Source organism: Streptomyces spectabilis, from assembly GCF_008704795.1.
Taxonomy (GTDB): domain Bacteria; phylum Actinomycetota; class Actinomycetes; order Streptomycetales; family Streptomycetaceae; genus Streptomyces; species Streptomyces spectabilis.
On record NZ_CP023690.1, the window covers coordinates 8,226,017 to 8,237,665 of the forward strand.

General features: G+C 72.7%; 10 protein-coding genes. 9 read left to right on the plus strand and 1 reads right to left on the minus strand.

The genetic code is table 11. From position 1 onward, the window contains the following. Positions 1-5: 5 nt before the first annotated feature. The 8 genes from glgA (at position 6) to CP982_RS35235 (ending at position 8,780) form a co-directional block, all read left to right on the plus strand. Positions 6-1,190, plus strand: a complete 1,185-nt coding sequence (glgA, locus tag CP982_RS35200; RefSeq protein WP_150514160.1) for a glycogen synthase — start codon at positions 6-8, stop codon at positions 1,188-1,190. 79 nt (positions 1,191-1,269) lie between these two features. Then, positions 1,270-2,490 (plus strand): glucose-1-phosphate adenylyltransferase, encoded by a 1,221-nt coding sequence (gene glgC / locus CP982_RS35205; protein ID WP_150514161.1) that lies wholly within the window; start codon positions 1,270-1,272, stop codon positions 2,488-2,490. A 168-nt stretch (positions 2,491-2,658) separates the two neighbouring features. After that, a complete protein-coding gene (locus tag CP982_RS35210) occupies positions 2,659-3,669 on the plus strand; it encodes a Gfo/Idh/MocA family protein (protein WP_150514162.1) in 1,011 nt (336 codons plus the stop codon). After that, positions 3,666-4,661 (plus strand): Gfo/Idh/MocA family protein, encoded by a 996-nt coding sequence (locus CP982_RS35215; protein ID WP_150514163.1) that lies wholly within the window; start codon positions 3,666-3,668, stop codon positions 4,659-4,661. Before CP982_RS35210 ends, CP982_RS35215 begins: the two co-directional genes overlap by 4 nt. An 82-nt stretch (positions 4,662-4,743) precedes the next feature. Then, the gene (locus CP982_RS35220; RefSeq protein ID WP_150514164.1) at positions 4,744-5,307 is read left to right on the plus strand and encodes an NADPH-dependent FMN reductase; all 564 of its coding nucleotides are present in this window, start codon (positions 4,744-4,746) and stop codon (positions 5,305-5,307) included. 28 nt (positions 5,308-5,335) lie between these two features. Continuing rightward, a complete protein-coding gene (locus tag CP982_RS35225; RefSeq protein ID WP_170316556.1) occupies positions 5,336-6,628 on the plus strand; it encodes a cytochrome P450 in 1,293 nt (430 codons plus the stop codon). 212 nt (positions 6,629-6,840) lie between these two features. Further along, positions 6,841-7,539 (plus strand): class I SAM-dependent methyltransferase, encoded by a 699-nt coding sequence (locus CP982_RS35230; protein WP_150514165.1) that lies wholly within the window; start codon positions 6,841-6,843, stop codon positions 7,537-7,539. Between the two features lie 35 nt (positions 7,540-7,574). Next, positions 7,575-8,780 carry a cytochrome P450 gene (locus tag CP982_RS35235; protein WP_150514166.1) on the plus strand — a complete coding sequence of 402 codons (1,206 nt, stop codon included), beginning with the start codon at positions 7,575-7,577 and terminating at the stop codon, positions 8,778-8,780. 86 nt (positions 8,781-8,866) lie between these two features. On the opposite strand, the gene CP982_RS35240 is transcribed toward CP982_RS35235, so the two are convergent. Next, positions 8,867-10,105, minus strand: coding sequence for a phthiocerol/phthiodiolone dimycocerosyl transferase family protein (locus CP982_RS35240; RefSeq protein ID WP_150514167.1), 1,239 nt, complete (start codon positions 10,103-10,105; stop codon positions 8,867-8,869). A 331-nt stretch (positions 10,106-10,436) separates the two neighbouring features. On the opposite strand from CP982_RS35240, the gene CP982_RS35245 reads away from it, so the two are divergent. Then, the gene (locus tag CP982_RS35245) at positions 10,437-11,630 is read left to right on the plus strand and encodes a cytochrome P450 (protein WP_150514168.1); all 1,194 of its coding nucleotides are present in this window, start codon (positions 10,437-10,439) and stop codon (positions 11,628-11,630) included. Positions 11,631-11,649: the final 19 nt, after the last annotated feature.

Below are 11,649 nucleotides of genomic sequence, written 5' to 3' on the forward strand. Positions count from 1 at the left end.
CGCTCGTGAAAGTGGGACTGCTCACCCGCGAGTACCCTCCGGACGTCTACGGCGGCGCGGGCGTCCACGTCGAGTTCCTCGCCCGCGAGCTGCGCGCGCTGACCGACCTCGACGTCCACTGCTGGGGCGCCGACGCGGCCGCCGACGACGCCGATGCCGCCGACGAGGTGGTGCGCCACCGCGCGTGGAGCGCGCTCGACACCGCCAACGACGCGCTGCGCACCCTGTCCGTCGACCTCGCCATGGCGGCCGCGCTCGACGGCCGCGACCTCGTCCACACCCACACCTGGTACGCCAACCTCGCGGGCCACGTCGGCAAGCTCCTGCACGGCATCCCGCACGTCATGACGTCGCACTCGCTGGAGCCGCTGCGCCCCTGGAAGGCCGAGCAACTGGGCGGCGGCTACGCCGTGTCGAGCTGGGCGGAGCGCACCGCCGTCGAGGCCGCCGACGCCGTCATCGCCGTCTCCGGCGCCATGCGCGAGGACATCCTCGCCTGCTACCCGGCCGTCGACCCCGCGAAGGTGCGCGTCGTCCACAACGGCATCGACACCGAGCTGTACCGCCCCGACCCGGGCACCAGCGCCCTCGCCCGGCACGGCGTCGACCCCGGCCGCCCGTACGTCCTGTTCGTCGGCCGCATCACCCGGCAGAAGGGCGTGCCCCATCTGCTTCGCGCCGCCCGGAGCCTGGAGCCCGGCGTCCAGCTGGTGCTGTGCGCGGGCGCGCCCGACACCCCGGAGATCGACCGGGAGTTCCGCGCCCTGTTCGCCGAGCTGAGCCGTGCCCGCGACGGCGTCCACTGGATCCCGCGCATGCTGCCCCGCCCCGAGGTGGTCCAACTCCTCAGCCACGCGGCGGTGTTCGTGTGCCCCTCGGTGTACGAGCCGCTCGGCATCGTCAATCTGGAGGCGATGGCCTGCGGCACGGCCGTCGTCGCCTCGCGCGTCGGCGGCATCCCGGAGGTCGTCGCGGACGGCACGACGGGACTCCTCGCGCCCTACGACCGGCACGACGAGGAACGCTTCGAGCACGACCTCGGCCTGCTCCTGAACCGTCTGGCCGCCGACCCGCGCCGGGCGGCGGCCATGGGCGCGGCCGGACGCTACCGGGCCCGGCGCGAGTTCGGCTGGGACACGGTGGCACGGCGCACGGTCGAGGTGTACGAGGACGTACTCAAAGCGGCGTGAGCGGGCACACGGACACCAGGGGGCGAGCGGCCCCGTGGAGCAGCGGTCAGGACCCACAGGGCGGTATGAGGGGGCGGCGATGCGCGGCGGACCTTCGGTACTGGGGATCGTGCTCGCGGGCGGCGCGGGCAAGCGGCTGATGCCGCTCACCGCCGACCGCGCGAAACCGGCGGTGACCTTCGGCGGCACCTACCGACTCGTCGACTTCGTCCTCTCCAACCTCGTCAACGGAGACATCCTGCGCATCTGCGTCCTCACGCAGTACAAGTCGCACTCCCTGGACCGGCACGTGTCCACCACCTGGCGCATGTCGGGCCTGCTCGGCAACTACGTCACGCCGGTCCCCGCCCAACAGCGCCTCGGGCCGCGCTGGTACCTGGGCAGCGCGGACGCGATCCTGCAGTCCCTGAACCTGGTCCACGACGAACAGCCCCAGCACGTCGCGGTGTTCGGCGCCGACCACGTGTACCGCATGGACCCCCGCCAGATGCTGGAGCAGCACGTCGAGTCCGGCGCGGGCGTCACCGTCGCCGGGATCCGCGTGCCGCGCGCGGACGCCCGGCAGTTCGGCGTCATCACCCCGGCGCGCGACGGCACACTGGTGGAGCGCTTCCTGGAGAAGCCGCAGGACCCGCCGGGGCTCCCGGGCGCCCCGCACCAGGTGTACGCCTCCATGGGCAACTACATCTTCACCACCAAGGCCCTCGTGGACGCCCTGCGCCAGGACGCCGAGGACGAGGAGTCGGCGCACGACATGGGCGGCTCCATCCTGCCCATGCTCACCGAGCGCGGCCTCGCCCAGGTGTACGACTTCGACGGCAACCACGTGCCGGGGGAGACCGCCCGGGACCACGGCTACTGGCGCGACGTCGGCACGCTCGACGCGTACTACGAGGCGCACATGGACCTGATCTCCGACCAGCCCGTGTTCAACCTCGACAACCGCTGCTGGCCCATCTACACCCACCCCGGCCAGCTCCCGCCCGCCAAGTTCTGCGCGGGCGGCATCGCGGGGGAGTCCGTCGTCAGCCCCGGCTGCGTCATCCGCGGCCAGGTCACCCGGTCCGTGCTCTCGCCCGGCGTCACGGTCGAGGAGGGCGCGGTCGTCCAGGGCTCGGTCCTGCACGACAACGTGCGCGTGGGCCGGGGCGCGGTGGTGCGCGGCGCCGTTCTCGACAAGAACGTGGACGTCCCGCCCGGCGCCACGGTCGGCGTGAACCCCGAGCGGGACGCCGAGCTGTACACGGTCTCGCGGGCCGGGGTCATCGCCCTCGGCAAGGGGCAGCGCGTCCCGGAGTGAGCGGCCCGGGCGGCGGGCCCGGCGGAGACTACCCACGCTGGTGATGGTCCCGGCGGGCGGCACGGGCGAGACTGAGCGCACTTCAGACCCGCAGTGCGTCGGCAGCCATGCCGGGAGCGACGTCGCCGGCCCGCTCGCCACGGCAGCACTCCACCCGAAGGACCTCACTTGACCGAAAGCAGAGCTGGGGACGGCGCGCGGCCGCTGGAGGTGGCCCTGATCGGCGCAGGCTTGATCGCACGGCTGCACCTCGACGCCTGGACCGGTACGGGGGCGTCCGTGCGCGTCCACTCCACGGACGGCCGCGCCCCCGGCCTGGCCCGGGAGTACGGTGCGCGGGCCGTCGACACCCTGGACGAGGCGCTGGACGGAGCGGACGTCGTGGACATCTGCTCCCCGACGAACAGCCACCACGCGATCGCCCTGGCCGCCATCGCGGCGGGCGTCGGCGTGGTGTGCGAGAAACCGCTGGCCGCCAGCGTGGCGCAGGCCGAGGAGATCGTCACCGCGGCGGAGCGGGCCGGGGTGCGGCTCTGCCCGACCCACAACGCGCGCTTCGCCCCCGCGTTCGCCCGCCTCCACGACCTGGTGGCGGCGGGCGGGCTCGGCGCGGGCGCGGTCGCCAGGTTCGACGTCGCCGGATACCACCCGCGGCCCTGGACCGGCCACGCCTCCGCCCGCTCGGGAGGCATCCTCACCGACCAGATGCTGCACGGCGTCGACATCGCCTACTGGATCTTCGGGGACGTCGTCCGCGTGCACGCCCACTACCAGGGCGAGATCGCCGCACCGGCCCCCGAGGGCGCCTTCGCGGTCGGCACGGCCGTCCTCACCCACGCCGACGGCGCGCTCAGCCGGATCGTGAGCCGGTGGACGGCGACGCCGCACCCGCCCATCCGCGTCGCGTACCAGGTCTCCGGCACCGGCGGCACGGTGCTCCACGACTCCGAATGGCCCCAGGAGATCACGGTGTTCGGCGGCGACGCCGGGGCCTTCGGCCCGCACGGGGAATCGCCGTTCAGCGCCGAGATCCGCGAGTTCTCCCGGGCGTTCCGGGGCGGCCCCGAGCCGCGCCTCGGCCCCCGGGACGCGCTGGCCGCCGTCCGCATCACCCAGGCCGCCGCCGAATCCGCCCACACGGGCCGCGCCGTGGAACTGCCCGTGAAGGGGGCCGCATGAAGGTCGCCGTCCTATCGTTCGCCCACGAGCGCGCCGCGACGTACGCCGGCCTTCTGCACGCCGCGCCCGGCGTCGACCTGCTTCTCGCCGACCCCGACGGGGCCCCGGACGACCCGGCCCGCGGGCAGGCGGCGGCCCGGCGGCTCGCCGCGGCGTACGCGGACAGCTGGGACAAGGCGTTCGCGCTGCGCCCCGACGCCGTCGTCGTGACGAGCGAGGTCGCCCGCCGCCGCGAACTGGTCGAGCGGGCCGCCGAGATCGGCGCCCACGTCCTGTGCGAACAGCCGCACGCGGACACGGAGGCCGACGCCGAGGCCATGGCACGGGCCTGCGACGACGCCGGGGTGCGGCTGACCCTCGCGGCACCGGCCTGCGTCAGCCCGGCCTTCGCCGCCGTGCGCGGGCAGCTCGCCGACGGCGCGGCCATCGGCCCGCTCACCACCGTCCACGGGGCGTACGACGGCCCCGGAGACCCGGCCGTCGGCGGCGTCCTGCGCACCCACGCGCCCGTCCTCCTCGACCTCGTGGACACGCTGCTCGACGGCGAACCGGCGGTGCGGGTGTACGCCCAGACGAACAGCGTCCTCAGCGGCGACCCGGACATCGAGAGCGCGGCCCTGCTCACCGTGCGCTACGCCGGCGGGACCGTCGCGGCCCTCGACTGCGGCTGGAGCCCGCCGGCGCACCACCACGCGGGCGCGGGACCCACCATGACCTTCGTCGGCGAACGGGGCAGCGTCGAGTTCACGGCCCGCCCCAAACTGCTCGGCGGCTTCGACGCCGCCACGGCCCGCGAACGGTGGACGACGGCCGCGGACGACCCGTACGCGGCCGTGCTCGACGCCTTCCTCACCTCGGTCGGCACCGGCCACCGGGCCGGTCCCGACGGCGCGACCGGCGCGCGTACACTCCGGCTGATCAGGGCAGCCTACGCATCGGCGCGCACCGGCGAGACCGTCGACGTCGCCGCACCGCAGCCCGTACGGCCGTAGCGGACCCGCTCGGTCCAGCCTCAGCGGAGCGGTGCGGGGCCCCGCGCCCCGCACCGCTCCGCCGTGACAGGGAGAGACGCGCATGACAAGGATCGGGATCATCCTCGGCACCACACGGCCGGGCCGCGTCGGACCCCAGGTCGCCCAGTGGGTCGAGAAGGCGGCCCGTACGCACGGCGAGGCGGACTTCGAACTCGTCGACCTCGCCGACTACGACCTGCCGCTCTTCGACGAGCCGCGCTCCCCGCGCATGGGCGCGTACGAACACGCCCACACCCGCGCCTGGAGCGCCAAGATCGCCGAGCTCGACGGGTTCGTGTTCGTCACCCCCGAGTACAACTGGTCGATCCCGGCCGCGCTCAAGAACGCCATCGACTTCGTCTACAACGAGTGGAACGACAAGGCGGCCGCGTTCGTCGGCTACGGCGCCAGCGCCAACGGCGTCCGGGCCGTCGAGCACCTGCGCACCATCGCCGCGGCGGTCCAGCTCTCGCCCGTGTACACCCAGGTCAACCTGTCGCTCCTGACGGACTTCGAGCAGTACGAGACCTTCACCCCCGCCGGACGCCACGACGCCGCGCTCCAGCGGATGCTCAGCGAACTGATCACCCGGACCCACACGCTCGCGCCGCTGCGCCGGACGTGAACCACCGCACGCGCAAGGAGGACCACCGATGAGCCTGCCGACCGCGGCGCCCGCCAGCGGGCCCACGCCGCCGGAGGACACCACCCCCTCGGTCTACCGACTGCCCTTTCCGCCCGGGTTCACCGAGCGCGGCGGCTGCCCCTTCGACCCGCCCCCCATGCTCCGCGACCACCACGACCAGGGCGAGGTGCGCGAGGTCGCCCTGACCGACGGCAGCACCGGCTGGCTCGTCACCGGCTACGAGGAGGGCCGCACGCTGCTCAGCGACCCCCGGCTCAGCTCCGACCGGCTGCGCAACCCGCTGGTCGTGAAGCTGCCCGCCCAGCTGCGCGCCCAGCTCATGGCCGACGAGGCGGTCGCGGGCAACTTCATCGCCATGGACCCGCCCGACCACACCCGCTACCGCAGGATGCTGACCCGGCAGTTCACGCTGCGCCGGGTACGACAGCTGGAACCGCGGATCCTGGAGATCGTCACCGAGCGCATCGACGCCATGCTCGCCCGGGGCACCGGCGCCGACCTCGTCCGGGACTTCTCCCTCGCCGTGCCGTCCCTGGTGATCTGCGAACTCCTCGGCGTCGCCTACGAGGAACGCGGGGAGTTCCAGGCCCGCACCGAGGAACTGCTCAATCTGGACATCCCGTTCGAGAAGCAGCTGGCGGCCCTCGACGAACTGCGCAAGTTCATCCTCGGCCAGGTGCGGCGCAAGCGCGCGACGCCCACCGACGACATGCTGTCCGACCTCATCCGCTCCGACACCGAACCGGCGCTCACCGACGAGGAAGTCGTCGGCATGGCCAACCTGCTGCTCGTCGGCGGCCACGAGACGACCGCGAACATGCTGTCCCTGGGCACCTTCGCCCTCCTGGAACACCCCGAGCAGTTCAGGGCGCTGCGCGACCGCCCCGAACTCATGGACGGCGCGGTCGAGGAACTGCTGCGCTATCTGTCCATCGTCCACCACGGCCTGCTGCGCACCACCACCGAGGACGTCGAGATCGCCGGGCGGACCATCCCCGCCGAGTCCCTGGTCATCATCTCGGTGTCCGAGGCGAACCGGGACCCGCGCCACTACGACACCCCGGCCGCCCTCGACGTGAGCCGCCCGCGCCGCACCCATCTCGCCTTCGGGCACGGCATCCACCAGTGCATCGGCCAGCAACTCGCCCGCAGCGAGATGACGATCGCCTTCCCGGAACTGCTGCGGCGCCTGCCCGGCCTGCGCCTCGCCGTCCCGGCCGACCAGGTGCCGCTGCGCGAGAAGATGGCCGTGTACGGGCTGCACAGCCTCCCCGTGACCTGGGACGCGCCCGACGCGTGACGCGCCCGCCCCTCGAAATGCGGCGTACGGAAATGCCGTACGAGAACACGCCGTTCAAAAGCGGAATTCCGCCGCGGACCGGCTCGCCCTGAATTCCGGCGCATTCCGGAACGCCCGCGAAAATTACCAGGTTGAGGAGTGCTCCCGCGGGCCGCCGCTGCCCCACCCTGGGAGATGCCACCAGCCAATCGTCGACGACAGGGACGGACCGGATGACCGACGACAACGCATACCAGCACTTCGACGCGACGACCCTGGACTACGAACACGCGTATCGGACCAGCTCCCTGGTGGAGGGCGTGGTGCTGGAGCGGATGCCCTGGGACATCGGCGGACCGCAGCCGGTCCTGGTCGAACTGGAAAGGGCCGGCCGCGTCGTCGGCGACGTCCTCGACATCGGCAGCGGCGTCGGCGACAACGCGATCCACCTGGCCCGGTGCGGCTATCGCGTGACCGGCCTCGACGTCGCGCCCACCGCGGTCGAGAAGGCGCGCGCCCGGGCCGCGGAGAAGGGCGCCGACGTCACCTTCGCCGTCGGCAACGCGACGAGCCTGGACGGCTACGAGAACCAGTTCGACACGGTGACCAGCAGCCTCGTCTTCCACTGCTTCGGACCGGACCGCCGCCGCACCTACGCCGACGCCATCGCCCGGGTCCTGCGGCCCGGCGGGCGGCTGCTCCAGTGGTGCTCGCGCGGTGCCGCGGCGGGCCCCGAGCCGATCACCGAGCAGACCATACGGGACGCCTTCAGCGGCCCCGGCTGGTCCATCACCACGCTGCGCGCCCAGCACCTGACGACGACCGTCCTGGACGAGCCCCTGCGCAAGGATTACGAAGGCGGGCAGCTCGACACCGACGACAGCGGCGCCACACTGCTGCCGATCTGGCTCCTAGAGGCGACGCGCGACTGAGTGCCCCCCCCGAACCCGCCGACGAGGGTGCCGTCATGACCGAAACGCCCGCCACGCCGACGGGCCTGCCCACCGCCCGCGCGGCCGGCTGCCCGCTCGACCCGCCTCCGGGCCTCGCCGAACTGCGCGACGGGGCCCCGCTGACGCGCATGGAGTTCCCGAACGGTCACGTCGGCTGGCTGGCCACCGGCCACGCGGTGGTGCGCGCCGTGCTCGCCGACCCGCGCTTCAGCCACCGCAACGACAGGAGGCACTGGCCCCTGGCCGACATCGGCCGGGGGTTCCCGCCGCTGCCCGGCGACATGCTCCACATCGACCCGCCGGAGCACACGCGCTACCGCAAGCTGCTCGCGGGCAAGTTCACCATGCGCCGGATGCGCCGCCTCACCGGCAGCGCCGAGGAGATCGTCGCCGGGAAGCTGGACGCCATGGAGCGGCACGGCGGCCCCCTGGACCTGATGGAGTTCTTCGCCCGCCCGATCCCGACGCTGATGGTCTGCGCCCTGCTCGGCGTGCCGCTCCGGGACCGCGCCACCTTCCACCCGCCGGTCGGCGGGGCCGACGACGCCGCCGCGGTGGCGGCGGACGTCGCGGCGTACGTCGAGATGACGTACGCCGACATGCAGGAGTACTTCCGGAAGCTGGTGGCGGCCAAGCGCGCCGCTCCCGGCGACGACCTGCTGAGCGAGCTGACGACGTCCGACCTCACCGAGGACGAACTGGTGGGCCTGTGCGCCGTCATGATGCACGCGGGCGTCGACTCGACCTCGAACATGCTGGCCCTGGGCACCTGGGCGCTCCTCGAACGACCGGACCAACTGGCGTCCCTGCGCGCGCGTCCCGACCTCGCGGGCCGTGCCGTCGAGGAACTGATGCGCTACATGAGCGTGGTGCACACCGGCTCCCGCGCGGCGCTGGAGGACGTCGAGCTGGCCGGGGAGGTCGTCAGGGCCGGAGAGTCGGTGGCGTTCTCGGTCCAGGCCGCCAACCGCGACCCGGCGCGCTTCGGCGACCCGGACACGCTCGACATCCGGCGCGACGCGGTGGGGCACCTGGGGTTCGGCTACGGCGTGCACCAGTGCCTGGGGATGCAACTGGCCCGCGTCGAGATGCGCGTGGCCTTCCCCGCCCTGTTCGCCCGGTTCCCCGCGCTGCGCCTCGCGGTGCCCGCGGAGGACCTGCCGATGCGGGACGACCTGGTCATCCCCTACGGCGTGCACCGGCTGCCGGTCACCTGGTAGGGACGGGACGCCGCGTGACGCTGCCGGAGCCCCTGGCATCAGGGCTCCGGCAGCGTCGTGTCCGTGGTCGCGGACCCGACCGCGGGTCAGATCCGCGACGTCAGGCGGTCGATCCCCTCCCGCAGGCGGTCCAGGCGCCCCGGCAGCTCCGGATCGCCCTCGGGCCACGCCAGGTCGATGCCCGTCCGCCCGTCGAAGGTGGTGGCCACATAGCCGCCGATGGCCGCGAACTCACCGGGGGCCACCTTCCTGCGCGAGGAGGAGTGGAAGTTGGCCAGGAGCAGGCCGTCCGGCGTCGGCAGGGTCGGCACGACGCCCCAGTTCGACACGCTGACCACGGCGGGGGCCGGGCCCGTGGCGCTCGGCCTCGCGTGCGGCGCGGGCCGGGTGACCATGTCCAGGAGGCTGCGCTGGATGGAACCGTCGGCGAGCCCCGCCCGCAGCCGCTCGCCCAGCGCACGGCCCAGGGCGACGGCGCTGGGCTCCACGTCGTCGGCGGCCCGGAAGAGGCCGCCCCCGACGACGTTCGTCCCCTCGGTCGGGCCGATCGGCGGAGTGAGGCGGCCGCGCAGGTTCACCGTGTACCGGAACAGCAGCTCGGACACCGGCAGGCCCCGGACCTCGGCCTCGACCAGGAGGACGGCGCCCGACAGAAGGCCGTTGAGCGTCACCTGCTCGCGGTGGCCCAGCTCCGCGAGGGCAGCCGTCTGAGCCTGCGTCAGGCGGTGCTGCACCACGTGCCGCACGATCGGGACCCGCGCGGAGGCGGGCAGCTCCGTCACGGTCCTGAGCGGCGCCGACGCGTCCTCGTCGCCGGACGCCGTCCGGTGGATGCCGCGCTCGGCGAGCAGGTCCTCCAGGGACCGCGGGTACGGCTGCCGCGGCAGGTCGACGGGCGCGCCCCGGACCACGTCGGCGTAGCAGGCCCACAGGGCCGAGAGCAGCTCGATGGAGTGGTGGGCGTCGGCGATGCTGTGATGGGTCAGCAGGGTCACGCTCGCGTCGGTGCCGTCGCGCACCACGTTGACCGCGCTCAGCATCCGGTACTCGTCCAACTCCACGCCGGTCAGCGGGTGGTCGGGATCGCCCTCGCAGACCTGGACCTCGGGCGGGGCGCCGGACGCCACGAAGACGAGCCCGCCGGCGTCGGCTTCGAGCCGGGCGGCGAGCTGCGGATGCGCGCGGCACACCGCCGCGTAGGCGGTCCGCAGCGCGGCAGTATCCAGTCGGCCGACGGTGCGCACCGTGTAGCCCACGTACATCTCCACGTCGGCATAGATTTTCTCGGTGGGTGTCAGCGCACGCTGAATTGCGGCTGTCGTCATGAATGAATGACCCTTCTGCCGGCGCCGGCATGTCCGAAGCCTGATCATTTTTGCCCACCGGATACCGTGGGGCCATCACCAGCGTGGGTAGTCTCCGCCAGGCCGCGGGCCGTTCCGGCCGACCCGGCGGCCGGGCCTACCAGGTTGGGGGATTCCGCGCCGTCCCCCCTCGACTAGCCTGGCCACAGAGATTCAAGCAGCATGCGCGCAGTGCGCATCCCGTGTCTTTCGGAATTCCGCTGCTTGGTCCATGACCCCGTGTTCGCGCCCGTACACGTCATTTCCGCGAGCCGCGGCGAACGCTGGACATTACCCCGAGCGGGAGGATTCCATGAGCGACGCGATTTCCTATGAGGTGCCGTGGGCGCGGACCCATCAGTTCGACCCTCCCGCCGTGTTCGACGCGCTGCGTGCCGAGCGGCCGCTGGCGCGGATGACCTACCCGGACGGGCACGAGGGCTGGCTCGCCACCGGACACGATGTGGTGCGCAGGGTCCTCGGCGATCCGCGGTTCAGCCACAGCACGGAGATCGGGCACTTCCCGGTGACCCACCAAGGCCAGCAGGTGCCGAACCACCCCAAGATACCCGGGATGTTCATCCACATGGACCCGCCCGACCACACGCGCTACCGACGGCTGCTGACCGGCGAGTTCACCGTACGCAGGGCGAACCTGCTGACGGCGCGCGTGGAGGCCGTGGCCGCCGAGCAGATCGGCGTCATGCGCGCGCACGGGGCGCCCGCCGACCTGGTGGAGACCTTCGCCAGGCCGCTCGTCCTGAGGGTCCTCTCGGAGCTGGTCGGCCTTCCCTACGGCGAACGCGAACACTACGAGCACGCGCCGACGCTCCTGCACGACCCGGACGCGGACCCGCAGGAGGTCGCCGCCGCTTTCGAGAAGGCGAGTTCCTTCTTCGTCGAGGTCATCGAGAGGAAGCGGAAACAGCCGGGCGACGACCTCCTCAGCCGCCTGGTCGTGGACGGTCGGCTGACCACGGAAGAACTGTGCAACATCGTCGTCCTGATGCTGTTCGCCGGTTACGAGACCACGGAGAGCGCGCTGTCCGTCGGTGTTTTCGCACTCCTTCACCACACGGAACAACTGGCGCTCGTCCGCGCGGATCCGGAGAAACTCGACGGCGCGGTCGAGGAACTCCTCCGCTATCTCACCGTCAACCAGTACCACACCTATCGGACCGCCCTTGAAGACATCGAACTGAACGGTGAGACGGTCAAGAAGGGCGACACCGTGACGGTGTCGCTGCCCGCGGCCAACCGCGACCCCGCCAAATTCACCTGCCCCGAGAAGCTGGACGTCGGCCGCGACACCGCCGGGCACGTGGCGTTCGGCTACGGCATCCACCAGTGCCTGGGCCAGAATCTCGCCCGCGTCGAACTGCGCGCCGGTATCGCGGCCCTCCTCGGGGCATTTCCCGACCTGCGCCTCGCCGTCGGGACGGACGAGGTGCCGCTCCGGCTCAAGGGCTCCGTCTTCGCCGTGAAGAGCCTTCCCGTCTCCTGGTGAGCCACCGGTGAGCCTCCTT

Bases quoted from the DNA above. Each gene is read 5' to 3' on its own strand.
- glgC (WP_150514161.1), top strand. From the start codon at position 1,270: ATGCGCGGCGGACCTTCGGTACTGGGGATCGTGCTCGCGGGCGGCGCG.
- CP982_RS35215 (WP_150514163.1), top strand. From the start codon at position 3,666: ATGAAGGTCGCCGTCCTATCGTTCGCCCACGAGCGCGCCGCGACGTAC.
- CP982_RS35220 (WP_150514164.1), top strand. From the start codon at position 4,744: ATGACAAGGATCGGGATCATCCTCGGCACCACACGGCCGGGCCGCGTC.
- CP982_RS35225 (WP_170316556.1), top strand. From the start codon at position 5,336: ATGAGCCTGCCGACCGCGGCGCCCGCCAGCGGGCCCACGCCGCCGGAG.
- CP982_RS35230 (WP_150514165.1), top strand. From the start codon at position 6,841: ATGACCGACGACAACGCATACCAGCACTTCGACGCGACGACCCTGGAC.
- CP982_RS35235 (WP_150514166.1), top strand. From the start codon at position 7,575: ATGACCGAAACGCCCGCCACGCCGACGGGCCTGCCCACCGCCCGCGCG.
- CP982_RS35240 (WP_150514167.1), bottom strand. From the start codon at position 10,105: ATGACGACAGCCGCAATTCAGCGTGCGCTGACACCCACCGAGAAAATC.
- CP982_RS35245 (WP_150514168.1), top strand. From the start codon at position 10,437: ATGAGCGACGCGATTTCCTATGAGGTGCCGTGGGCGCGGACCCATCAG.